Source organism: Pantoea sp. Cy-640 (genome assembly GCF_011752635.1).
Classification (GTDB): domain Bacteria; phylum Pseudomonadota; class Gammaproteobacteria; order Enterobacterales; family Enterobacteriaceae; genus Pantoea; species Pantoea dispersa.
In genome coordinates this window covers 54,620-78,695 of the sequence record NZ_VWXB01000013.1, presented here as the reverse complement: position 1 = coordinate 78,695, position 24,076 = coordinate 54,620, and the positions used below count along the sequence as shown (strand labels likewise).

Sequence of the window (24,076 nt, the reverse complement as noted above, 5' to 3'; positions counted from 1 at the left end):
AGAGAGCACCCACTATGTTTGCCTTCTCACGTTTTCTGATTTATTTCACCGAAGTGGCACGCCAGGGTTCGCTACGTAAGGCTTCCGAGGTGTTGCACGTCTCTGCCTCCTCTATCGACCGGCAGATTTTGCGCGTGGAGGAACAGCTGGATATGCCGTTGTTTGAACGCCATCCATCAGGTTTATGTATGACTGCCGCTGGCGAAATCCTGTTTAATGCGGCCAAAAACTGGCAACGTGATTTTGGTCGTGTTTGTACCCAATTAGAGGATCTGCGTGGCTTGCGACATGGTCATGTACATATCGCCACCATTGATGCCATTAACCGCGGTTTTTTCTCCTCAATCCTGCAGCGTATCCGTGAAGACTATCCGGGCATTTCGTTTACCCTCACCACCATGAGCAATATCCATATCGCGAATGCGCTGACCGCCGGTGATGCGGATTTTGGCATCATGCTGAACCCACAAAGCTCGCGTGAACTGCTGGTGAAATCCTTTGCCGATCTGCGTCTGGGGATTGTGGTTAGCCGACATCATCCCCTGGCAGCGCTGGAATCTATTCGCTTCAGCCATTGCGAACCCTGGCCGTTTATTGTGCCCGCCGCGCCATTGATGCTGGCCGATCCGCTGGAAGCGCTAATTAACAGTTCTGGCATTCGCCTGAAGGAAGTGGGGCGCACCAATAACATTCATATGCTGCGATCGTTAGTGCGTGATGATGTTGGCATCAGCCTGATGTGCTGGCTGGATATTGTTGATGAATATCGCCGGGGAGAACTGAAATTCATTCCGCTGATCGACACGGTATTAAAACCCTTTACTCTGTCACTGTGCGTGGCACCACAACGCCAGTTATCGGTGGCCGCGTCGATGATGCTCGGGCAGCTCGAGTTATTCTTTGCAATGATAGAGAGTGAAGAAGCGCTGGCAGGCAAGGAAGAGAAGCATAGCGGGTAAACGCCGGACTTGCCTGCCAGATATTGCAGCGGGTGGTGACGAACAACACCTTTTGGAGATGCCAGGTCAGTCTGGTAGCGCCACAGCAGCCTCCTTTAATACAGGTATCACGATGGTGAAGATTGAACACGCAGACCCGCGCTCTGCGGAATCACAGTGGCTGATTGAAAAACTCTCCGCAGAGCTTGCGGCTATCACTGGCGATGGCGGAAACAGCCGCGCCAGCGTTGACACCTTTCAGGGTGAAGGCGCGTTGTGGGTGATAGCGAGAGACGCGCAGGGCACAGCCGTCGGCTGCGGCGCGTTACGGCCGGTGGCTGACGGGATCGCTGAACTGAAAAGGATGTTCTCCGACCGCAGTTTGCCGGGCATCGGCTGCGCCTTGCTCAGCACTCTGGAAGCCGCGGCAAAAACCCTGGGATATCGTGAACTGTGGCTGGAAACCCGGCATGTTAATCAGCGCGCCGTGGATTTTTATATCAGGCAGGGTTACCGGCAGAGAGAAAATTACGGACCCTACCGCGGCCGGGAAGAGGCCATTTGCCTGGGCAAAACGTTATAAAATAAAAGGGTGGCTGACATCAGTCCGGCGGGTTTGATTTAGCGGCCCGTATCATCTTCCATCGCCCAGAAAACTCACCACAACAAAAAGCCCGCTCAGGTTTCCCTGAGCGGGCTTCTTTCAATCTGTCTGGATATTAAAATTGATATTTAACCCCGCCCTCGCGGGTACGCCAAATCATCATAAGAATATTTTTGTCGATACAATTTTTGGGCGATTTCATATCAGAGAAGCAAAGCCTGTCTTCGTTACCTTGCGCTTGATAGCCTTTTCCCAAAGCATAAATAGCAATCAGGAATGGCGTGTTATTTCCAGATGGAATGTTATATTTATCCAGTATTTTTTCACGATTATTTGTCCACCATTCAATTTTTCTGGATTCAGCGGAAGGTAAATTATTAACAATAATCTGTGCTGTGTTGCCATCATAATGAGCATCAATAACAGAAACTTTATCATTTCCGAAAGAAAGATAAATGAGGCTGCATAAAGCTATCACCAGGGCTGGAATAACTAACTTACGCATCATCGCTTTCCCTAGATATCGTTCACCGCTTCCATATTAGTCAGAAATGGACGGAAGCCGAATCTGTCAAAATGTTGCAAGACAAACCAGATTTTGAAAAACTGGAACTGGCTGAATTTTTGCTTACCTATATCACGGGCGTCAAGCCAAAAATGATCCTGCCCGGAAAATTTGATACTCGCACGCCATCCAGCGTTGTTAACATTAAGACGGATAATTTCTATTTTCGTTGCATGGACATCATGCACAGTAATCCCCATGCCATTGATTTTATCAAGTAGCATCGAGTCAAATTTCGGTAGAACTGACAGTTTAATGGCTGAAGTTAATTGCTCTAATTTTTCCTGAGGAAATCCCATGCTGTTATAGTCAATAAATAACCCAATGGTCTCACGCATGATCGACGTTGTTTTTCTGGCATCATAATCAGAATGTAACTTATCACGGTACGCTAAATTAAGTTGAGCGTTATAGAATGCTGAACCGCGTGAAAGCTGAAAATGCCTCAGCATTTGATTGATAAGATATCTGTGCGGACCGATGAAAGAGTAAGGCAGAGAAGTTACCTGCATCTCTTCAAACAGTAGTTGCGCACATTGTTCAACGCTGAGTTTGCCACCACGGTGTATGCCATTGTATGCCCCTGCGAACCTCGATTGCGGAGTATCAAAGGCAGTCAATCGGGTCAGGGTGTAAGGATCCACCACGTTTGATATGTTGACCAGTCCAAACTCTCTTTTCAGCCTCTCTTCCGGGATATCCCCATAACGCATGTCGTCAGAAGAGTAATCATTAAAACGCCGCTGGGTGGTGAAAACCGTTGCTGGAAATACAGCATTAATCATAGAAAGAGCTCCCTTGCTGGTGTTTGTCCCTGTTGAAACACACATGAATGCGCAGATTTGCCCATGCTGCGGGTTTTACCGCCTCAATGCCTGGTGCCAGAACAAAAAATGGTCATTAAATTCCGTAAGCGGCACAGAGTTTTTGCGGAGCATCCCCGGGGAGCACATGCCTGCGACTGAGGACAGGGTGAATACAGCGCTGGTCAGCCAGCAAGCCATGGCAGGATGGTGGTGTGGAGAAGGGGGGGACGCAGAAGACAAAAAGCCCGCTCAGGTTTCCCTGAGCGGGCTTCTCTAAATCTGGCTCCTCTGACTGGACTCGAACCAGTGACATACGGATTAACAGTCCGCCGTTCTACCGACTGAACTACAGAGGAATCGTTGGAACGAGGCGAATATTAGCGATGCCGATCCCCGTTGTCAAAGCCCGATCGCACACTTCTGGTTTAAGTGCGCGTAAAAGCAGCGGATTGCTGCTTTTCTGCCTTAAATGGGCAGATTTCAAACTGCCAGCAAGATCTCACTTTAAACGCATTTCCTTTGAGATGTTAGATGCGTGTCAAAGTTTTGTTATTTGCCGATTTTAAAACAATCATTTCAGTGCTTTTATGATGAAAATTTCAAAAGAAGAAAGGATGAAACAAATGAACTGCTTATCATCACGGCCGAAACGAGTTTTGTCCGCTCAATGCTTCTTGCGAAAGTAACACATTGATAAGGAAGATGTTGAAAAAAGGAGCAGCACGGTACCGATAGCGTCAGACCAGAAGCCTTACCTCTACGAACAGAAAAAAAACGCCAGCGACGTTGAGTGAATGTAAAAGATATTTTTCATTCGCGGACTCAGCCAACCTGAGCACGTTAACAAATAAGAAGGGTTACCTATGAAATTCAAAAAAGCGTTAGTGACTTCCCTGTTAGCTTGCATGTTACCTGCCGCTGTGATGGCAAAAGATATCCAGCTGGGCGTTTCTATGGCGCTGTTTGATGACAACTTCCTCACCATCCTGCGCACAGCCATGCAGAAAGAGATGCAAAAAGACAATATCAAAGGCCAGGTTGAAGACGCCAAAGGCGACGTGGCCCAGCAGCTGCAGCAGGTGCAGAACTTCATTGGTCAGGGTGTTGACGCCATCATCGTGAACCCGGTCGATACCAACGCGGTGAAACCGCTGGTGGATGCTGCCGCTAAGGCCGGTGTGCCGCTGGTGTTCGTCAACCGCAAACCATCAGGTGAGCTGAAAGACAAAATGGCGTTTGTCGGGTCGGATTCTGAACTGGCAGGCCGTCTGCAGATGGAAGCGCTGGCGAAAAAGATGAACGGCAAAGGCAACGTGGCGATTCTGCTGGGTGACCTGGCTAACGAATCAACCCGTGAACGCACCAAAGGCGTGGAAGCGGTGGTCGCCAAATATCCGGGCATTAAAGTGGTACAGAAACAGACCGCCAAATTCACCCGTAATGATGCGGTGGACGTGGTGAGTAACTGGCTGACCGCCGGCGATGACATTCAGGCCATTGCCTCTAACAACGATGAAATGGCGATCGGTGCGCTGCAGGCGCTGGGCAAAAACCCGAATCACATTCTGGTCGCGGGTGTGGATGGTACCCCGGATGCACTGCAGATGATCAAGAACGACAAAATGGTCGCCACGGTCTTCCAGGATGCGAAAGGTCAGGGTGAAGGCGCGGTACAGACGGCGGTCAAGCTGATTAACGGCGAGAAAGTGCAGAAAGTGGTCGATATCCCGTTCCAGCTGATCACCAAAGATAACTACGAAAAATTTGCCAGTCAGAACCAGAAATAAACCGTAACCGACTTAGCCGTACGGAGGTGATGTATGACCGCTTTTGCGCTTGAAGCCGAAGGCATCAGCAAGTTCTTCCCCGGAGTGAAGGCACTCGACAATGTCTCACTGCGTATTAAGCCGGGGTCGGTACATGCCCTGATGGGTGAAAATGGCGCGGGCAAATCCACTTTAATGAAATGCCTTATCGGGATGTATCGTCCCGATAAGGGCACCATCCGCATTAAAGGGGAGCCAGTGCAGTTTCAGGACACCATGGACGCGCTGCGTTCCGGCATTTCCATGATTCACCAGGAGCTGAATCTGGTGCCTTACATGACCGTGGCGGAGAATATCTGGCTCGGTCGTGAACCGATGAAATACGGCTTTGTCGATCACGGCAAGCTCAATCAGCAGACGCAGGAACTGCTTAACAAGCTGAATATCCGTCTGAAAGCCGATCGGCTGGTCGGCGAGCTCAGCATTGCGTCTCAGCAGATGGTGGAAATTGCCAAAGCGGTGTCGTGGAACTCCGACATCGTGATTATGGATGAACCAACCTCGGCGCTGACGGAAACTGAAGTGGCGCATCTGTTCACCATCATCCGCGACCTGCGTGCCCAGGGCAAAGCCATCATCTATATCAGCCATAAAATGGATGAAATTTTCGCCATCACCGATGAGATCAGCATCTTCCGCGACGGCACCTGGGTCGGCAGTAACAGCACCACCGCCTTTACCCGTCAGTCGCTGATCACCCAGATGGTGGGACGCGAACTGACGCAGCTGTTCCCTAAATTCAACAGTGCCATCGGTGAAGAAGTGCTGACTGTGCGCAATCTGACCTGCAAAGACCGCTTTACCGATGTCAGCTTCAGCGTGCGCAAAGGCGAGATCCTCGGCGTGGCCGGGCTGGTGGGTGCCGGACGCAGCGAGGTGATGGAGAGCCTGTTCGGCATGGAAAGCTTCGACAGCGGTGAAGTGCTGATTGATGGTGTGCCGGTGAAAATCGATTCGCCGTCAACGGCGATTGAGAAGGGCATGGCGTTCCTCACCGAAGATCGCAAAAAGTCCGGGCTGTTTCTGGTGTTGTCGGTGCTGGAGAACATGAGCATCGTCAACATGCCCGATTACATCGGCAAAAGCGGTTTCGTTAGCCACATGAAGATGGCGCAGGACTGCATGGAGCAGATCCGCAAACTCAATATTAAAACGCCGACCATGGATCAGATCATCAATAACCTCAGCGGCGGTAACCAGCAGAAGGTGCTGATTGCGCGCTGGCTGCTGGCGCAACCGAAGATTCTGATCCTCGATGAACCAACCCGCGGCATTGATGTTGGCGCCAAAGCCGAAATCTACCGCCTGATCAGTGAACTGGCTAACCGTGGCGTGGCCATCATCATGGTGTCCTCTGAGCTGCCGGAGATTCTCGGCATGAGCGACCGGGTGATGGTGATGCACGGCGGACGTATAACCGGCATCCTCGATAAAGAAGAGGCAGACCAGGAAACCATTTTGTCGTTGGCATCCGAGTGAGGCACGAGACCCCTATGAGTAACGTAAAAGTAACGGCCCCGCAGGCCACCGAACAGAATTCTTTCTTCGGCAATCTGCGTCATAAACTGCCGAAAGACACCGGCATCTTTGTCGTGATGTTAGGCATTGCGCTGATTTTTGAAATAGCCGGCTGGTACGTGCGTGACCAGTCATTTCTGCTCAACACCAACCGTTTAGTGCTGATTGTGCTGCAGGTGGCGATCATCGGTATTATCGCCGTCGGCGTCACTCAGGTCATTATTACTACCGGTATCGACCTGTCGTCCGGTTCGGTTATCGCCCTGACGGCGGTGGTTGCCGCCAGCCTGGCACAGACGTCTGACAGCCTGTCGCCGATGTATCCGTCGCTGGTTAATCTGCCCGCCGCCATCCCTATCGTCGCCGGCATCGGCGTTGGCCTGCTGTGCGGCGTGGTCAACGGCGTGCTCATCACCAAAACCGGCATTCCGCCGTTTATCGCCACGCTCGGTATGATGGTGTCGGCGCGCGGTCTGGCACAATATTATACTCAGGGCAACCCGATCAGCTTCCTGTCGGACGGTTTCACCTCCATCGGTCAGGGCGCGATGCCGGTGATTATCTTCCTGGTGGTCGCCTTCCTGTTCCACATCGCACTCAAACACACCCGCTACGGCAAATATGTCTATGCGATTGGCGGCAACATGACCTCCGCCAAAGTGTCGGGCATCAACGTTAATAAATACCTGATCATCGTGTATACCATCGCCGGGGCGCTCTCGGGTCTGGCGGGGGTGGTGCTGGCGGCGCGCGTCAGCAGCGGTCAGTCGAGCATGGGGATGGCGTATGAACTCGACGCCATCGCCGCCGCAGTTATCGGTGGCAGCAGCCTGATGGGCGGCGTCGGGCGGATTACCGGCACGCTGATCGGCGCAGTCATCCTCGGCTTAATCAAAAGTGGCTTTACCTTTGTTGGCGTCGATGCTTACGTGCAGGACATCATTAAAGGGATGATCATCGTCGCGGCGGTTTCAATCGATATGCACCGCAACCGCAAAAAACGCTAACCCGTTCTGCTCCTCTCTTCCGGGAGAGGAGCAGGGTTAAGGCGGTAATTACACGCTGCCGGGCTGCCGGCAGCGTCAGACACAATAAGTTTTCCCACTGATAGCCACCGCGCAATTTCTCTTTATTCTCCTTTCTGCCCCCGCAATCCGTGCATTTTCTGCCCGTTTTGCACCACAGCAGCACGCGCAGTCATCACTTTTTTGCACATCTGCCTCGCAAATGCTGCACCATCAGGGTGCGTCATCGCCAGCGGATAAACGTTATGGGTCATGTGCGGCACTTATTAACCCATTCGGGGTAATCAGAAACGCTTATTTTCCCGTTCGTTAGGAAAATTCTGGTCAGTGCCCGCCGGGTAAAGATCAAACCTGGCCTGCATATTGCAATTTCTTTGTCACAAGCCAGCAGGCTGAGAACTCATCATTTGGGCATTCGGGGATCCGTGACGGAGGCAATATGAACTTAAGACGACTGAAATACTTTGTAAAAATCGTCGATATCGGCAGCCTGACGCAGGCAGCAGAAGTCCTGCATATCGCACAACCTGCACTCAGCCAACAGGTGGCGACGCTGGAGAACGAACTCGACCAGCAGTTGCTGATCCGCACCAAGCGCGGCGTAACGCCAACCGAAGCCGGTAAAATTCTTTATGCTCACGCACGCACCATTCTGCGCCAGTGTGAACAGGCGCAGACAGCGGTGATCAACGCTGGCCAGGCGCTCAATGGTCAGGTATCGATTGGCCTCGCGCCGGGCACGGCGGCCTCTTCGCTCACCATGCCGCTGCTGCAAACGGTGCGCGAGCAATATCCTGATGTGCTGGTCTATCTGCACGAGAACAGCGGCACTTCGCTCAATGAGAAAGTGATGAATGGCCAGCTGGATATGGCCGTGCTGTACGATCGCGCGCCGACTGCCGGTATCAACAGCATTCCGCTGATGAAAGAGGAGCTGTATCTGGTAGGGGCGACGGCCTGTCCGGGTGCTACGGTGGATCTGGCTGACGTGGCACAGATGAACCTGTTCCTGCCGCGTGACTACAGCGCAGTGCGCAAACGCGTGGACGAAGCGTTCTCGCTGCGTCGTCTGAGCGCGAAAATCATCGGTGAAATTGAGTCTATCTCAACCTTAACCGCGGCGGTGTCGAGCGGCATGGGCGTTACCGTACTGCCGGAATCGGCGGCACGCGCGCTGGTGAGTTCAACGCATGCGTGGATGGCACGCATTAACAGTCCGTCGCTGAACCTGCCGCTGTCGCTGAACGTCTCAGCGCGCCTGCCGCTGTCGCCATCGGCGCAGGCGGTCAAAAATATCCTGCTGTCGCTGCTGAATAAGCCGATGGTGGAAGAGCGCGAGCTGATGTTAGTGGGTTGATAGAGAGCGGTTTTTTCCCTCACCCTAACCCTCTCCCGTCCGCGGGAGAGGGAACCGTCTGGCGCGGCCATCCATCCCGGTACGCCATCTGAATATCGCGCGATCCCCCCCTCTCCCCATGGGAGAGGTCCGGGGTGAGGGCGGCAAAGCGCACCCATCCCCAACCTCACGCTTATTACTATTCCGCATAACACACCGTTTTTTATTATTTGTTGCAATCACACCAACTTCATAACATGGATGAAACAGGGGCAGGAAACAGGAGAAAAGGGTGTGAATTTCCAGCAACTTAAAATTATACGCGAAGCGGCCCGTTGCGAATTCAACCTGACAGAAGTCGCCAATACGTTGTTTACCTCACAATCGGGGGTGAGCCGGCATATTCGCGATCTGGAAGATGAACTGGGCGTGGAAATCTTCATTCGTCGTGGCAAGCGACTGTTAGGCATGACCGAACCGGGCAAAGCGCTGCTGACCATTGCTGAACGCATCCTTGATGAGGCCGGCAAAGTGCGCCGGCTGGCGGATGTGTTTACCAATGAAACCAGTGGCGTGCTGACCATCGCCACCACGCACACCCAGGCGCGCTATAGCCTGCCGCGCGTCATCAAAGCGTTTCGCCAGCTCTATCCCAACGTGCGGCTGGAACTCAATCAGGGTTCACCGCAGGAGATCGTCGCCATGCTGCTGGCCGGTGAGGCCGATGTCGGCATCGCCTCGGAGCAACTGGTGAATAACACCAGCCTGGCGGCGTTCCCGTGGTTCAGCTGGCACCACTCGCTGCTGGTGCCGCACGATCACGAGCTGCTGGCGAATCAGCCGGTCACGCTCGCCAGCCTCAGCCGCCATCCGCTGATCACCTATCGTCAGGGGATTACCGGTCGCTCACGCGTGGACCGTGCTTTCCAGGCTGCTGGCCTCCGCCCGGATATCGTGCTCAGCGCGCAGGATTCTGACGTGGTGAAAACCTATGTCGAACTCGGGCTGGGCGTCGGTATCCTCGCCGATCAGGCGTGCGATATTTACGACGGCGAAGACCTGGTGAAGATCGATGCTCACCATCTGTTTGATGCCAACACCGTGTGGCTCGGACTGAAGCGCGGCCAGCTCCAGCGCAACTACGTCTGGCAGTTCCTTGAACTGTGTAACGCTAACCTGTCACTGGAAGAGATCAAACGGCAGGCGCTCTCTTATGAAAACGACGACGAACCCGCCATCGATTTCCAAATCTGAGTTTCCTCTCTGGCCCGGTGCGGGCCTTTTTTATTTGCTTCCGCAAACGGACGTGGCAAGCTGGCGGGCAGAACGCCTCTCAGGGAGAACAGAATGAATACGATATTGCGCGCCATGACCCTCGCGGACGCCGAAGCGGGTTATCGCCTGACTCAGCAACTGGGCTGGGCGCACCGCCGCGAAGACTGGCAGCAGCTCATCGCCCTGGGTGAAGGCGTGGTGGTTGAGGCGCAGGGCGACTATCTCGGCGGGGCGATTGGCTGGCGCTGGGGGCCGGGTGCCGCCACGATTGGTCTGGTGATTGTGAGCGAACAGGCGCGCGGACGCGGTATTGGCCGCCAGGTGATGCAGGCCATGCTGGAAAAATTCTCCGGCTGCAACGTGCGGCTGCACGCCACCGATATGGGGCAGGTGCTGTATGAGAAGCTCGGCTTCCAGGCCTGCGATCGCGTGGCGCAGCACCAGACGCGCGCGCTGGCGCAGCAGCCAGCGGTAATGGTACCGGATGGCCTGACGCTGCGGCCGGCCGTTGAAGCGGATGCCGACGCCATCGACGCACTGGATTATCAGGCGAACGGGCTGCGGCGAACGCGTCTGCACCAGCAGCTGCTGGCGCAAAGCGTGGTGCTGCAGGATGCACAGGGCGCGTTGCAGGGGTTTGCCAGTCGCCGCCGCTTTGGGCACGGCTGGACCATCGGCCCGGTGATTGCTGACGATGTTGCGGCGGCGCAGGCGCTGGTGTCGCAGCTGATGCAGGATCTGGCGCAGCAGTTTGTCCGGCTGGACACGCCCGATGCCCGGCTCGGCGCGTGGCTGCTCAACCTTGGGCTGGCGCAGGTCGATGCACCTTTCGCGATGGTACACGGCACACCGTGGCGGGCGGCACCGAACGGGCCGCAGACTTTCGCACTGGTCTCGCCTGCGCTGGGTTAACTAAGCGTAACGGCAGCGATTTCTAAGCCAGACGCGGCAAACGTCGCCGAACAGGCGTTATCTGTCACATTCCATTTCGTCGGCTACCCTTAACGTTTATTGCAAACGTCTAAGGGAGAGCCCGTCATGAGCAAGAAAACCAGCGATTTCTTTGTTGAACGCCTGCAGGCATGGGGCGTCACGCGCATTTATGGCTATCCGGGCGATGGCATCAACGGCGTGCTGGGCGCTATCCAGCGGGCCAATAAAGCCGGTGCAGGCATCGAATTTATTCAGGTGCGACATGAAGAGATGGCGGCCTTTATGGCTGCCGGTCACGCCAAATTTACCGGGGAGCTCGGCGTCTGTCTGTCGACCGGTGGGCCTGGCGCGACCCATCTGCTGACCGGCCTGTACGATGCCAAAATGGATCACGCGCCGGTGCTGGCGATTGCCGGCCAGGCGGAAACCACCGCGCGCGGCGCCAGCTACCAGCAGGAGATGAATTTAGACCGCATCTTCGCCGATGTGGCGAACTTCGTGCAGGAAGCGGCGGCCCCGGCGCAGGTCCAGCATCTGGTCGATCGTGGCGTGCGCATTGCCAAAGCGCAGAACGGCGTCGCGGTGATCATCCTGCCGAAAGATCTGCAGGATGAGAACTGGCAGCCGCCGCAGCATGCGCACGGATTTACCCATTCCGGGCCGGACTATCAGCGGCCAAAGATTGTGCCCTACGACGAGGATTTGAGCCGTGCCGCAGAAGTGCTTAACGCCGGCAAAAAAGTCGCGGTACTGATCGGTGCCGGTGCGCGCGGTGCTGCGGTTGAAGTGGTGCAGATTGCCAATGTGCTCGGCGCGGGCGTGGCCAAAGCGCTGCTGGGCAAAGACGTGCTGCCGGACGATGCGCCTTTTGTCACCGGTTCGATCGGCCTGCTCGGCACCAAACCGTCGTGGGAGCTGATGCAGAATTGCGACACTTTATTGATGATTGGCAGCGGTTTTCCGTGGACCGAATTTCTGCCACCGGAAGGTAAAGTGCGCGCGGTACAAATCGATATCGATCCGGCGATGCTGGGGCTGCGCTATCCGTGCGAGGTCAACCTGCACGGCGACGCGGCAGAAACCCTGCGCGCGCTGCTGCCGTTACTGACGCATAAAGCGGATCGCCACTGGCAGGAGGAGATCGCGGTGCAGGTGCGCGACTGGTGGACGTTGATGGAACAGCGCGCCATGGCGCCCGCCAACCCGGTCAATCCGCAGCGCGTGGTGTGGGAGATGTCCCCGCAGCTGCCGGACGATGCGATTGTCACCTCGGACTCGGGCTCCTGCGCCAACTGGTTTGCGCGCGATTATCGGGTGAAGCAGGGCCAGCGCGCCACGCTGTCGGGTGGGCTGGCTTGCATGGGGGCCGCCGTTCCGTTTGCCATCGCCGCGAAATTTGCCTTTCCCACTCAGCCAGTGGTGGCGCTGGTGGGCGACGGGGCGATGCAGATGAACAACCTGGCCGAGCTGATCACCATTCAGAAATACTGGCAGCAGTGGGCCGATCCACGCCTGATTGTCTGCGTGTTCAATAATCAGGATCTCAATCAGGTCACCTGGGAACAGCGGGTAATGGAAGGCAATCCACGCTTTGAAGCTTCGCAGCAGCTGCCGGACGTGCAGTATGCGCGCTTTGCCGACAGCCTCGGTTTGCAGGGCATCTACGTCGACCGGCCGGAGGATCTGGCGGCGGCGTGGCAGCAGGCGCTCAGCGCCACCCGACCGGTAGTGCTGGAGGTGAAAACCGATCCGGAAGTGGCCCCGCTGCCGCCGCATATCACGCTTAAGCAGGCCAAAGCTTTTATGTCGTCAATGGCGAAGGGCGACCGCGGCATGGCGCAGGTGATTAGCGACACCGCCAGCCAGTTGCTGCACAGCAAGGGTTAGCGCGCCGCTACAATGTGTGCAGGATGGTAGTGCAAAAATTCAATCCCGCACGAATCGTAGCGGCGCAATTCATTGCGCATTCGGGCAGGGGTGCAGTGTTTCACTCAGCGCGATAAATCGCGCCGCTACAATGTGTGCAGGATGGTAGTGCAAAAATTCAATCCCGCACGAATCGTAGCGGCGCAATTCATTGCGCATTCCGGCAGCTGTGCAATCTTTCACTCAGCGCGATAAATCGCGCCGCTACAATGTGTGCAGGATGGTAGTGCAAAAATTCAATCCCGCACGAATCGTAGCGGCGCAATTCATTGCGCATTCGGGCAACTGTGAAGTGTTTAGCTCAGCGCAATTCATTGCGCATTCTGGCAGCTGTGTAATGGTTGACTTAGCGCGATAAATCGCGCCGCTACAATGTGTGCAGGATGGTGGCGCCGAAATACAATGCCGCACGAAGCGTAGCGGCGCAATTTATTGCGCTTTATAATCGACATCACTCTTGTTGATAATAATGATCCAGCTCCCACCTCAACGGGTTTTGCTCAATATATTGCCGTGCGAAAAACAGCTCTTTTTCATTACGTATAATCCGCTCGTAAAAATTGTGTTGCCACACTCTGTTTGCGATAACCCGACTAACACCTGCCTTATAACCAGCTATGATTCTGCTTAAAGAATTATTGTTCTCGCCGCAGAGCCATAAAATGCCGTGTAGGTGATTTGGCATCAAAACAAATGCATCTGTCATCAATCCTGGAACACGTAACGACAGATTAAGCCATTCCTGATATACAACACTCCCTGTTTTACTGGGAATCAGTTGCGCCTGCCTGATACGGCCAAACAGACATAACCGTTGTCGCGTAACGAGGGTAATGAAATAAGCTCCCGCTGCAGCGTAATCGTAATGCAACAGTCGTAATTGTTTTCTGAATTGCATAACAGCCTCCTTTCACAGAGCATCTGCTATCCGAATCAATTTTTCAGATTTTTTTTTAACTTCTCCGATCCAGATTCAAAAAGCGCGAAAAATAACGCCGCTACGATATCGGTTATAGACCAGCGCATAAATACATTCCCGCACAAATCGTAGCGCCGCAGTTTATTGCGTCTCTTCTGCACCCTCACACCATCCGCTCAATCTCGCTCAACGGCACTGCCCGGCTGAACAAATATCCCTGCAGCTCATTACACCCGGCATCGGCCAGCGCGTTTTTCTGGCCCTCGGTTTCGACGCCTTCGGCGGTGACGGTCAGGCCCATGGCGTGGCCGAGGCGTACCACGGATTCAACAATCGCGGTAGAGTTCTCCGCCACGCCCAGCGACTGGGTAAACGACCGGTCGATTTTAATCTTGTCGACCGGAAACGTGCTGAGATAATTCAGGCTCGAATAACCGGTGCCGAAATCATCCAGCGCAATACGGAACCCGGCGTCGCGCAGTGCGATGATACTGTTGCGCGCTTCGTGTTCATCCTCAATCAACACGCCTTCGGTGATTTCCAGCTCCAGCCGCTGCGGATCGGCACCTTCCGACTGCACAATCTCAATCATGCGTTCGACAAACCCGCTGGCGCGGAACTGCACCGGCGAAACGTTCACCGCCACAATCACCTGCGGTAACTTCAGGGCGGTTTTGCAGGCCTCGCGCAGCACCCATTCGCCCAGCGGAATAATCATGCCGGTCTCTTCGGCGATGGCGATAAAGTCCGCCGGCGAAACATCGCCGCGCTGCGGATGATGCCAGCGCAGCAGCGCTTCCAGTCCGACAATCCGCTGGCCGCTGATCTCCATCAGCGGCTGATACCACACCGCCAGGCCGTCGTAATTGACCAGCGCCTGACGCAGATCCGCCGCTATCTGCTGGCGTGTGCGCAGCGATTCATCCATCACCTTTTCAAACTGGCGATACTGGCCGCGTCCGCCATTTTTCGCCTCGTACAGCGCTATATCCGCTTTGCGCATCAGCTCCAGCCGGTCAATACCATCGCGGGGTGCCAGCGCCAGGCCAATGCTGACGCCAACCCACAGCTCGTTGCCCACCAGCTGATACGGCTCGCCCAGCGCGGCGATGATGCGCTGCGCCAGCGCCTGCACCTGACCGATATTCTCTACCTCCGGTATCACGATGATAAATTCATCGCCGCCAATACGCCCGACGGTATCGCTGGCGCGCACCAGGTGGCTCAGGCGGCGCGCCACCTCGATAATCAGATCATCGCCGGCGTGATGGCCCCAGGTATCGTTAATGATTTTGAAGCGGTCCAGATCCAGCAGCAGCAACGCCACGCGCTGGTCGTGACGGGTCGCGGTGGCCAGTGCCTGAGTCAGCCGATCCTCAACCAGCGCCCGGTTCGGCAGTCCGGTCAGCACATCGTGAAACGCCAGATGCTGCGCCTGCGCCTCGCTCGCCCCGAGCTTCAGCAGCGACTGCGATAAATCGAGCGAGGAAGTCCAGATGCGCCGCACCATAAACAGACACAGCAGGGTGATCAGTAGCACCGAAATCAGCGTGGAAGGGCCGAGGGTACGCAACATCTGCGCGCCCGGCTTGTCCGGATCCCAGCTGAGGTAGCCGACGATATCGCCCTGACGCGAGGTCAGCGGATAGCGCGCTTTGTGTTCGTTCTGCGGTACGCCATCGCTAAAGAAGAGCTGCCGCAGCTGGCTGCGTTCAGACAGGTTGCGCAGATAGCCATCATCAAGAAACTTAATACTCACCAGCCGGTAGCGCCCGGCCTCGCGCGTGCTGCTGATATCGCCCACCGCCAGCGCTGCCGCACGCTGGCCGATGCGCACAAAATCCGCGCGGTCGGCCGGACCGGGTACCTCATCACTGCTTTGCACCAGTGGCGTCTGCAACAGATCGCGCAGGTACGGTCCGATGCGCAGATCCGCCACCGGCTGGCCGTTGCGCCACACGGCGGTCGGCTGATTGGTGCGGTCAAGCAGCACAATCAGCTGATGATCAAACATATCGTACAGCCAGCTACCGACGTTTTGATTCAGCCAGTCGCTGTCCGGCTGCGGCTGCGCCAGTTGATCGGCGAGCGGGGACCAGCGCGTCAGGCTGCGCAGCTGGCGCAGATGTTCACTCAGGCTCTGATTGAACGAGGCGGCGATCATCCGCTGCTGCTGCTCGCGCGCCTCATGGTTGGTGGCCGAGGTGCTCCAGAACAGGCCAAAACCGGCACCGAGAAAAGTCAGCAGCAAAATCGCCACCAGCGGCAGGATCACTTCGCGCAAAAAATTGCGGCGAAAACCGTGCGAAAGTTTGAAGGTGTTTATCATTTTAAGGTTTCGCGCTCCGGGCAGGGCTTACCGAATAAATTAGCAGAATTTACGCAGCCTGCATCTGGTAAGGGAAGCGTTAAAGGCGTGAAACTGCACGCGATTTTTTTGCGCATAGTCACAAAGGTAACAGTTAAGTTGATTTTATTGAATTGGCCGCCTCTGGCTGCCATCCTGCTGCCTTAAAGCAAATTCATCCGCACGTCACTGAGCCGTCACGGCACTGTCATCTGTCTCCCGCACTGTAGTCGCCATTCCGCAGCCTCTTCCGCTGCGCCCCTCAACCTGAAGCGAATGAGGTATTGAGCGTGATGGAGATATCCAGACATCCGACCACTGTCTATCAGGCGGTTGCCGCCCAGCTGGAGCAGGCGCTGCAGGAACGCTATCGCTGCGGCGATTATCTGCCGTCAGAACAGCAGCTGGCCGATCACTACGCCGTCAATCGCCACACGCTGCGCCGGGCCGTGGATGAGCTGGTGAACAAAGGCCTGCTGCAGCGGCGCCATGGCGTCGGCATCCTGGTGCTGATGCGCCCGTACGACTACCCGCTGCATGCCCAGGCGCGCTTTAGCCAGAACCTGCTGGAGCAGGGCAGTCATCCCACCAGCGAACGGCTGCTGGCGGTACTGCGTCCGGCCAGCAGCGACGTGGCTGCCGCGCTGGGCAGTGACGAGGGCGCCAGCGTCATTCATTTACGCACCCTGCGCCGCGTCAACGGCGTGCCGGTGTGCGTGATCAACCACTATCTGCCCGACCTGCGCTGGTGGCCGGCGCTGCAGACGTTCCAGCACGGTTCCCTGCACGACTTCATGCAGCAGCAGCTCGGCCTGCAGCTGAGCCGCCGTCAGACCCGCATCAGTACCCGCCGCGCACAGGCCAAAGAGTGCAAACAGCTGGAGATTACGCTGCACGCGCCGCTGCTGTGCGTGCGCACCCTGAACACACAGCCGGACGGTCAGGTGGCGGAGTACTCCGTCAGCCTGACGCGTGGCGACATGATTGAACTCACCCTGGAGCACCAATGAAACAGCAAACCGCCCGTCAGCACTGGCTTTCGGTGCTGGCGCACAGTGAAGCCAGCGCGCTGGCCAGCCACTGGCAGTCGCTACAGCTTACACCCGCCTTCGAGCGCCTGCGCCCGGCGGAAACCGGTTTAACCCGTCTGCAGGCGCGCATGGGCGGCAGCGGGAAACGCTTCGTCATGGGCGATGCCACCGTCACCCGCGCGGTGATCAGACTGCACGACGGCACACTGGGTTTTAGCTATGTGCTGGGGCGCGATAAGGCGCATGCCGAACGCTGCGCGCTGATTGATGCGCTGCTGCAACAGCCGGAAACCCAGGCGCTGCTGCAGGAAAAAATTATTGCCCCGCTGGCGGCACTGCGTGAAGAGCAGCGCCAGCTGCGCGCGCGGGAAATCGCCAGCTCCAAAGTGGATTTCTTTACGCTGGTTCGCGGAGATAACGAATGACATTACTGGCAAGTTTTAACCATCCGGTTGCCGACGCCCAGCGCGCCTTCCGCCGCATTCTCAAAGCGATGAGCGAGCCGGGCGTGATGGTCTCGCTGCCGCTGGCGCAGGGCTGGGGCGATCTCTCCCCGTCCGCAACGGCGGTGCTGCTGACGCTGGTTGATCAGGAGAGCGCGCTGTGGCTGGATCGCCGCGTGGACAGCGATATCCTGCGCAGCAACCTGCGCTTTCACACCGGCGTACCGATTGTCGATGAGCGCGATGCCCCGTTTGCGCTGACCCACGCGGCGGCCAATCCCGATCCCGCCTGCTTCGCTGCCGGTGACAATCTGTCCCCTGAGAAGAGCACCACGCTGATTGTCGAAGTGCCGTCGCTCAACGGCGGGTTGACGCTGCGCCTCTCCGGGCCCGGCCTGCGTGAGCCGCGCGCCATCGCGCCGCAGCTGCCGGCCGCCATTCTGACCTATCTGCGTGAGCGCCCGCATCCGTTCCCGCAGGGGGTGGATCTGATTTTCACCTGCGGTGAAGCGATGATGGCGCTGCCACGCACCACCGACGTGGAGGTGTGCTGATGTATGTAGCCGTGAAAGGGGGCGAAAAGGCGATTGCCAGCGCCCATCAGCTGCAGGCCGATCTGCGCCGTGGCGATCGCAGCGTCGCGGAGCTGGGCTGCGATCAGGTGGCGCAACAGCTGGGGCTGGCGGTGGACCGGGTGATGACCGAAGGCGGCATCTTTGACACACAGCTGGCGGCCTTAGCCATCAAACAGGCCAGTGGTGATTTGGTCGAGGCGATTTTCCTGCTGCGCGCCTACCGCACCACGCTGCCGCGCCTCGCGGACAGCCTGGCGCTGGAAACCGCGGAAATGCGCATCGAGCGCCGCATCTCGGCAGTTTACAAAGATCTGCCCGGTGGCCAGGTGCTGGGCCCGACCTATGACTACAGCCACCGCCTGCTGGATTTTACCCTGCTGGCCAACGGCGAAACGCCGGCCGCCGCGCGTGACGATCAGGCGCTGGCGCAGCGTTGCCCGCATGTGTTCAGCATGATGACGCGTGAAGGGCTGGCAGCGCGTGAAGAGGATGACGGCAGCGAGCCGTGCGACATCACGCGCCAGCCGCCCGGTTATCCGGCGTCACGCGCTGCCCGCTTACAGCAGCTGGTGCGCGGCGACGAAGGGTTTCTGCTGGCGCTTGGCTATTCGACCCAGCGCGGCTATGGCCGCAACCATCCGTTTGCCGGTGAAATCCGCACCGGCTATCTCAGCGTGTCGATCTGCCCCGAAGAGCTGGGTTTTGAGATTGAAATTGGCGAGATCCTGCTGACCGAATGCGAAATGGTCAACGGCTTCACCACCCAGGGCGACAGCGCCCCGCACTTTACCCGCGGCTATGGTCTGGTGTTCGGACGCGCAGAGCGTAAGGCGATGGCGATGGCGCTGGTGGACCGTGCGCTGCAGGCACCCGAGTATCAGGAGCGCATTGCCGGGCCGGCACAGGACGAAGAGTTCGTGCTGTCGCACGCCGATAACGTCGAAGCCGCCGGCTTTGTCTCGCATCTGAAACTGCCGCACTACGTGGATTTCCAGGCGGAGCTTGCGCTGCTGCAGCGGCTGCGCCAACAGCATCAGGAGCTGAATGATGAGTGAGTTAACCGGCTACAACAACGGCTACCTGGATGAGCAGACCAAACGCACCATCCGCCGCGCCATTCTGAAAGCGGTCGCGATCCCTGGCTATCAGGTGCCGTTTGCCGGCCGCGAAATGCCGATGCCGTATGGCTGGGGTACCGGCGGCATCCAGATCACCGCCAGCATTATAGGCGACAGCGACGTGCTGAAAGTGATCGATCAGGGCGCGGATGACACCACCAACGCGGTCTCTATCCGGCGCTTCTTCCAGCGCGTCAGCGGGGCGGCAACCACCGAAGCCACCAAAGACGCCACACTGATCCAGACGCGGCACCGCATTCCGGAGACGCCGCTTGAAGAAGATCAGGTGCTGATTTTCCAGGTGCCGATCCCGGAGCCGCTGCGCTTTATTGAGCCGCGTGAGACGGAAACCCGCACCATGCACGCGCTGGAGGAGTACGGCATCATGCAGGTCAAGCTGTATGAAGATATCGCCCGCTACGGCCATATCGCCACCACCTATGCCTATCCGGTGAAGGTTAACGATCGCTACGTGATGGATCCGTCGCCGATTCCCAAATTCGACAATCCGAAGATGCACATGATGCCGGCGCTGCAGCTGTTTGGTGCCGGACGTGAAAAACGCATTTATGCGCTGCCGCCCTACACCAAAGTGGAAAGTCTTGATTTCGACGATCACCCGTTCAGCGTGCAGAGCTGGGAACAACCCTGTGCACTGTGCGGTTCGCGCCACAGCTATCTCGACGAAGTGGTGATGGATGATGCCGGTACGCGCATGTTTGTCTGCTCCGATACCGATTTTTGCCACCAGCAGCAGGAACAACAGCATGCACAGTGAACAGCCGCTGCTCGCGGTCAATAACCTGACGCACCTCTACGCGCCGGGCAAAGGTTTTGAAGACGTCAGTTTTGCGCTTTATCCCGGAGAGGTGCTGGGGATTGTCGGTGAATCCGGCTCAGGGAAAACCACGCTGCTGCGCAGCCTGTCGGCGCGTCTGGCGCCACAGCAGGGCAACATTCTCTACCGCGGCCGCGATCTGTATCAGCACAGCGAGAGCGAGCGCCGGCGGTTATTGCGCACCGAGTGGGGCGTGGTGCATCAGCATCCGCTGGATGGCCTGCGTCCGCAGGTGACGGCGGGCGGCAATATTGGTGAGCGTCTGATGGCGATTGGACAGCGTCATTACGGCGACATCCGCAACGAGGCGCTGCGCTGGCTGCAGGACGTCGAAATTCCGGCCAACCGCATCGACGATCTGCCCACCACCTTTTCCGGCGGCATGCAGCAGCGTTTGCAGATTGCGCGCAACCTGGTGACGCAGCCGACGCTGGTGTTTATGGATGAGCCGACCGGCGGGCTGGATGTCTCGGTGCAGGCGCGCCTGCTGGATCTGCTGCGCACGCTGGTGCGCGAGCTGAATCTGGCGGTGATTATCGTCACCCACGATCTCGGCGTCGCGCGTCTGCTGGCGCACCGCCTGCTGGTGATGAAGCAGGGCAAAGTGGTGGAGAGCGGGCTCACCGACCGGGTGCTCGACGATCCGCACCATCCGTACACCCAGCTGCTGGTTTCATCGGTGCTGGCATAGAACACGCTGGCGGTGCGCATTAATGCGCACTACTCACGAGGTGTGCACCAATCGTAGCGGCGCAATTTATTGCGCTCAGTTGAACAGCTAGCGTTGCTGTTAAATGCGCGATAAATCGCGCCGCTACGGTTACGTGCGGCTGCACGAATCATTATCAGGACATCAACATGCAACCCATTTTGCGCGTAGAGAATCTCAGCAAAACCTTTGTGCTGCACAACCAGAACAGCGCCGAGCTGCCGGTGCTGCAGCACGCCAGCCTTGAGGTGGCCGCCGGCGAATGCGTGGTGCTGCACGGGCGCTCCGGCAGCGGTAAATCCACGCTGCTGCGTGCGCTGTACGGTAACTATCAGGCCAACAGCGGTCATATCTGGCTGCAGCATCACGGCCAGTGGGTCGATCTGGCACAGGCACCGGCGCGTCAGATGCTGGCGATCCGCCGTGACACCGTCGGCTGGGTCAGCCAGTTTCTGCGCGTGATTCCGCGCGTACCGACGCTGGAGATCGTCATGCAGCCGCTGCTGGAGCGCGGCGTCGAACGCGCCCGCTGTGAACAGCGCGCCCGCGAACTGCTGACGCGTCTTAATGTGCCGCAGCGCCTGTGGTCGCTGGCCCCCTCGACCTTCTCCGGCGGGGAACAGCAGCGCGTCAACATCGCACGCGGCTTTATCGCTGACTATCCGGTGCTGCTGCTGGATGAACCCACGGCGTCACTCGACAGCGCTAACAGCGCGGCGGTGGTGGCGCTGATTGAACAGGCGCGCGCCCGCGGCGCCGCTATCGTAGGTATTTTCCATGACGAAGCGGTGCGTGCCCGGGTGGCCGACCGCCTGCACGTCATGCAGCCGCTGCACACAGGAGAACAGGCATGATCGTGAATAATGTCCGGCTGGTGCTGGAAAATGAGGTCGTCAGCGGATCGCTGGAGATGCGCGGTGGCCGGATCGCCAGCTTCAGCGACAGCGGCAGTCAGCAGCCGGGCGCGCTGGACGGCGGGAACGCGTTTTTGCTGCCGGGGCTGGTCGAGCTGCATACCGACAACCTCGATAAATTCTTCACGCCACGGCCTAAAGTCGACTGGCCGGCGCATTCGGCGATGAGCAGCCACGATGCGCTGATGGTCGCCAGCGGCATCACCACGGTGCTGGACGCCATCGGCGTCGGTGACGTGCGCGACGGCGGTCATCGCCTTGAAAACCTGAGCAAAATGATTACGGCGATTCAGGACAGCAACCGCAAGGGCATCAACCGCGCCGACCACCAGCTGCACCTGCGCTGTGAGCTACCCCATCACACCACGCTGCCGCTGTTTGAAGCGCTGATGAGCACCCCGGAGCTGTCGCTGGTGTCGCTGATGGATCATTCACCCGGCCAGCGCCAGTATGCGTCGCTGGAGATGTATCGCACCTACTATCAGGGCAAATATCAGCTCAACGATGAGCAGATGGATCAGTTTGAGCGCGAACAGCTGGCGCTGGCTGCCGAATTCTCCACGCCGAACCGCAACGCCATCGCTGGCTTGTGCCTGGCGCGCGGTATTCCGGTTGCCAGCCACGATGATGCCACGGCGGCGCACGTCGCGGAGTCACACGCGGTGGGCAGCGCCATTGCCGAGTTTCCCACCACGCTGGAAGCGGCTCGCGCCTCGCGCGACTGCGGCATGCGGGTGCTGATGGGCGCGCCCAACATTGTGCGTGGCGGATCGCACTCCGGCAATGTCGCGGCGTGGCAGCTGGCCAGCCACGGTCTGCTGGACATCCTCTCGTCGGATTACTATCCGGCCAGCCTGCTGGATGCGGTATTCCGCCTGGTGGCCGACGAACGTAATGCGCTGACGCTACCGCAGGCGGCGGCGCTGGTCACGCGTAACCCGGCACAGGCGATTGGCCTGCACGATCGCGGCACGATTGCGGAAGGGCTGCGCGCCGATCTGGTGCTGGCACACACCGATCACGGTCATGTGCACATTCGCCACGTCTGGTCACAGGGCAGGCTGGTGTTCTGATGGCGCGCCTCATCTGGCTGACCGGGCCCTCGGGCTCGGGTAAAGACAGCCTGCTGAACGCGCTGCGCGAGGCGCCGCCGGACAAGCTGGTGATCGCCCATCGCTATATCACGCGGCCGGCCGATGCCGGCGGTGAAAACCACGTGGCGCTGAGCGAAGCCGAATTCCGCCGGCGTGAAGCGCTCGGCCTGTTCGCCATCAGCTGGCGCGCACACGGCCTGAGCTACGCGCTCGGCGAGGAGATTGACCACTGGCTGGCGCGCGGTCTTAACGTGCTGGTCAACGGTTCACGTCTGCATCTGCCAGTCGTGCGCCAGCACTACGGCGAGCAGCTGCTGCCGCTGGTACTGCAGGTCTCGCCGGCCGTGCTGGCGGCACGGCTGCGCCAGCGCGGGCGCGAAATTGAAGACGACATTCAGCGACGGCTGGCGCGTGCGGCAGAACCGCTGCCCGCCCACTGCTACGCGCTCAACAACGACGGCGCGCTGATCGACACGCTCCATCAGCTGCGCCAGTTACTGGAGCATCCGCCATGAATCTGACCTTTCTCGGTACGGGCGGCGTGCAGGCCGCGCCGCTGTTCGGCTGCGACTGTCGCGCCTGTGAACGTGCCCGGCAGCAGCCACGCTATGTGCGTCACGCCACCAGCGCGCTGATCGACACCGGTCGCGAGCGCATCCTGCTCGATGCCGGCCTGCCCGATCTGCATCAGCGCTTCCAGCCCGGTGAGCTGAGCCGCATTCTGCTGACGCATTTCCATATGGATCACGTGGCCGGCCTGTTCAGTCTGCGCTGGGGCCGGGGCGCGCCGATTCCGGTGTGGGCGCCGCCGGATGAAAAGGGCTGCGACGATCTGTTTAAGCATCCCGGCCTGCTGGCGTTTCGCCCGGCGCTGACGCCTTTTGTCGCGCACAGCTTCGGCAGCCTGCAGGTGACGGCGCTGCCACTGCAGCATTCGCGGCTGACTTACGGCTACCTGTTCGACTGGCATGGCACGCGGCTGGCGTGGCTGTGCGACACCTGTGGTTTGCCACCGGACACCACCGATTTCCTGCAGGGCCAGCCGCTCGATCAGCTGGTGATCGACTGCAACGATGCGCCGCGCGCCGCAGTGGGTAATCACAACGACGTCACCCGCGCACTGCGCATCGTGGCCCGGCTGGCACCGCGCCAGGCATGGCTGGTGCACCTGTCACATGAGATGGATAACTGGTTGCTGGACAATGGGTTACCGGAAAATGTCAGCGTACCGTTCGATGGCCAGCAGATTGCTGTCGGTTGGCGCGACGCTGTCACCGTTTAATCATGGTTCTGTCATCAGACCTTCATCGCCAGTGTCCGTAATAACGGGCAATCA

At 58.1% G+C, this 24,076-nt stretch carries 24 protein-coding genes and 1 tRNA gene; 19 read left to right on the top strand and 6 right to left on the bottom strand.

What is annotated here, in order from left to right; all coding sequences use genetic code 11:
* The first annotated feature begins 14 nt into the window (after positions 1–14).
* Together F3J36_RS23215 and F3J36_RS23210 are read left to right on the top strand one after the other, a co-directional pair.
* Positions 15–959 carry a LysR family transcriptional regulator gene (locus F3J36_RS23215; protein WP_166720699.1) on the top strand — a complete coding sequence of 315 codons (945 nt, stop codon included), beginning with the start codon at positions 15–17 and terminating at the stop codon, positions 957–959.
* Positions 960–1,071: 112 nt separating this feature from the next.
* On the top strand, positions 1,072–1,521 hold the full coding sequence (locus F3J36_RS23210; RefSeq protein ID WP_166720698.1) for a GNAT family N-acetyltransferase: 450 nt from the start codon (positions 1,072–1,074) through the stop codon (positions 1,519–1,521).
* A gap of 136 nt (positions 1,522–1,657) precedes the next feature.
* Here the strand turns inward: F3J36_RS23210 and F3J36_RS23205 are convergent, their stop codons facing one another.
* From F3J36_RS23205 to F3J36_RS23195, 3 genes are all read right to left on the bottom strand, one after another.
* Positions 1,658–2,050, bottom strand: a complete 393-nt coding sequence (locus F3J36_RS23205) for a DUF943 family protein (protein ID WP_247653240.1) — start codon at positions 2,048–2,050, stop codon at positions 1,658–1,660.
* 8 nt (positions 2,051–2,058) lie between these two features.
* Positions 2,059–2,892, bottom strand: coding sequence for a DUF3289 family protein (locus tag F3J36_RS23200; protein ID WP_166720697.1), 834 nt, complete (start codon positions 2,890–2,892; stop codon positions 2,059–2,061).
* Between the two features lie 301 nt (positions 2,893–3,193).
* A tRNA-Asn gene (locus F3J36_RS23195) sits at positions 3,194–3,269 on the bottom strand.
* Positions 3,270–3,776: 507 nt separating this feature from the next.
* Between F3J36_RS23195 and F3J36_RS23190 the strand changes: the two genes are divergently transcribed.
* The 3 genes from F3J36_RS23190 to F3J36_RS23180 are packed head-to-tail and all read left to right on the top strand — an operon-like array spanning position 3,777 to position 7,264.
* The gene (locus F3J36_RS23190) at positions 3,777–4,700 is read left to right on the top strand and encodes a sugar ABC transporter substrate-binding protein (RefSeq protein WP_058777951.1); all 924 of its coding nucleotides are present in this window, start codon (positions 3,777–3,779) and stop codon (positions 4,698–4,700) included.
* 33 nt (positions 4,701–4,733) lie between these two features.
* The gene (locus F3J36_RS23185) at positions 4,734–6,218 is read left to right on the top strand and encodes a sugar ABC transporter ATP-binding protein (protein WP_021509786.1); all 1,485 of its coding nucleotides are present in this window, start codon (positions 4,734–4,736) and stop codon (positions 6,216–6,218) included.
* 14 nt (positions 6,219–6,232) lie between these two features.
* A complete protein-coding gene (locus F3J36_RS23180) occupies positions 6,233–7,264 on the top strand; it encodes an ABC transporter permease (RefSeq protein WP_166720696.1) in 1,032 nt (343 codons plus the stop codon).
* A 122-nt stretch (positions 7,265–7,386) separates the two neighbouring features.
* Here the strand turns inward: F3J36_RS23180 and F3J36_RS23175 are convergent, their stop codons facing one another.
* Entirely contained in the window at positions 7,387–7,536 is a 150-nt protein-coding gene (locus F3J36_RS23175; RefSeq protein ID WP_155519939.1) for a hypothetical protein, read from the bottom strand.
* A 185-nt stretch (positions 7,537–7,721) separates the two neighbouring features.
* Between F3J36_RS23175 and nac the strand changes: the two genes are divergently transcribed.
* The 4 genes from nac (at position 7,722) to F3J36_RS23155 (ending at position 12,713) form a co-directional block, all read left to right on the top strand.
* A complete protein-coding gene (nac, locus tag F3J36_RS23170) occupies positions 7,722–8,639 on the top strand; it encodes a nitrogen assimilation transcriptional regulator NAC (RefSeq protein ID WP_058757341.1) in 918 nt (305 codons plus the stop codon).
* 273 nt (positions 8,640–8,912) lie between these two features.
* Positions 8,913–9,872, top strand: coding sequence for an HTH-type transcriptional regulator Cbl (gene cbl, locus F3J36_RS23165; RefSeq protein WP_166720695.1), 960 nt, complete (start codon positions 8,913–8,915; stop codon positions 9,870–9,872).
* Positions 9,873–9,965: 93 nt separating this feature from the next.
* Positions 9,966–10,805: a GNAT family N-acetyltransferase gene (locus F3J36_RS23160; protein ID WP_166720694.1), complete on the top strand. Its 840-nt coding sequence runs from the start codon at positions 9,966–9,968 to the stop codon at positions 10,803–10,805.
* Between the two features lie 126 nt (positions 10,806–10,931).
* Entirely contained in the window at positions 10,932–12,713 is a 1,782-nt protein-coding gene (locus tag F3J36_RS23155; protein WP_166720693.1) for a thiamine pyrophosphate-requiring protein, read from the top strand.
* A gap of 490 nt (positions 12,714–13,203) precedes the next feature.
* On the opposite strand, the gene F3J36_RS23150 is transcribed toward F3J36_RS23155, so the two are convergent.
* Positions 13,204–13,650 (bottom strand): transposase, encoded by a 447-nt coding sequence (locus F3J36_RS23150; RefSeq protein WP_166720692.1) that lies wholly within the window; start codon positions 13,648–13,650, stop codon positions 13,204–13,206.
* Between the two features lie 184 nt (positions 13,651–13,834).
* Complete coding sequence (locus tag F3J36_RS23145; RefSeq protein ID WP_166720691.1) at positions 13,835–16,000, bottom strand: bifunctional diguanylate cyclase/phosphodiesterase; 2,166 nt, start codon at positions 15,998–16,000, stop codon at positions 13,835–13,837.
* A 311-nt stretch (positions 16,001–16,311) separates the two neighbouring features.
* Between F3J36_RS23145 and phnF the strand changes: the two genes are divergently transcribed.
* From phnF to phnP, 10 genes are all read left to right on the top strand, one after another.
* Entirely contained in the window at positions 16,312–17,028 is a 717-nt protein-coding gene (phnF, locus tag F3J36_RS23140) for a phosphonate metabolism transcriptional regulator PhnF (RefSeq protein ID WP_132466836.1), read from the top strand.
* Positions 17,025–17,474: a phosphonate C-P lyase system protein PhnG gene (gene phnG, locus F3J36_RS23135; RefSeq protein WP_058757348.1), complete on the top strand. Its 450-nt coding sequence runs from the start codon at positions 17,025–17,027 to the stop codon at positions 17,472–17,474. Before phnF ends, phnG begins: the two co-directional genes overlap by 4 nt.
* Entirely contained in the window at positions 17,471–18,046 is a 576-nt protein-coding gene (gene phnH, locus F3J36_RS23130; RefSeq protein ID WP_166720690.1) for a phosphonate C-P lyase system protein PhnH, read from the top strand. Before phnG ends, phnH begins: the two co-directional genes overlap by 4 nt.
* A complete protein-coding gene (locus tag F3J36_RS23125) occupies positions 18,046–19,122 on the top strand; it encodes a carbon-phosphorus lyase complex subunit PhnI (protein ID WP_166720689.1) in 1,077 nt (358 codons plus the stop codon). The genes phnH and F3J36_RS23125 overlap by 1 nt, the downstream gene beginning before the upstream one ends.
* A complete protein-coding gene (locus F3J36_RS23120) occupies positions 19,115–19,963 on the top strand; it encodes an alpha-D-ribose 1-methylphosphonate 5-phosphate C-P-lyase PhnJ (RefSeq protein WP_021509799.1) in 849 nt (282 codons plus the stop codon). Before F3J36_RS23125 ends, F3J36_RS23120 begins: the two co-directional genes overlap by 8 nt.
* Positions 19,953–20,714 (top strand): phosphonate C-P lyase system protein PhnK, encoded by a 762-nt coding sequence (phnK, locus tag F3J36_RS23115; protein WP_166720688.1) that lies wholly within the window; start codon positions 19,953–19,955, stop codon positions 20,712–20,714. Before F3J36_RS23120 ends, phnK begins: the two co-directional genes overlap by 11 nt.
* Positions 20,715–20,881: 167 nt before the next feature.
* Positions 20,882–21,586: a phosphonate C-P lyase system protein PhnL gene (phnL, locus tag F3J36_RS23110; protein WP_166720687.1), complete on the top strand. Its 705-nt coding sequence runs from the start codon at positions 20,882–20,884 to the stop codon at positions 21,584–21,586.
* The gene (gene phnM / locus F3J36_RS23105) at positions 21,583–22,719 is read left to right on the top strand and encodes an alpha-D-ribose 1-methylphosphonate 5-triphosphate diphosphatase (protein ID WP_166720686.1); all 1,137 of its coding nucleotides are present in this window, start codon (positions 21,583–21,585) and stop codon (positions 22,717–22,719) included. The genes phnL and phnM overlap by 4 nt, the downstream gene beginning before the upstream one ends.
* Positions 22,719–23,255 (top strand): ribose 1,5-bisphosphokinase, encoded by a 537-nt coding sequence (gene phnN, locus F3J36_RS23100; protein ID WP_166720685.1) that lies wholly within the window; start codon positions 22,719–22,721, stop codon positions 23,253–23,255. Before phnM ends, phnN begins: the two co-directional genes overlap by 1 nt.
* Positions 23,252–24,022 carry a phosphonate metabolism protein PhnP gene (gene phnP / locus F3J36_RS23095; RefSeq protein WP_166720684.1) on the top strand — a complete coding sequence of 257 codons (771 nt, stop codon included), beginning with the start codon at positions 23,252–23,254 and terminating at the stop codon, positions 24,020–24,022. The genes phnN and phnP overlap by 4 nt, the downstream gene beginning before the upstream one ends.
* The last annotated feature ends 54 nt before the right edge of the window (positions 24,023–24,076 follow it).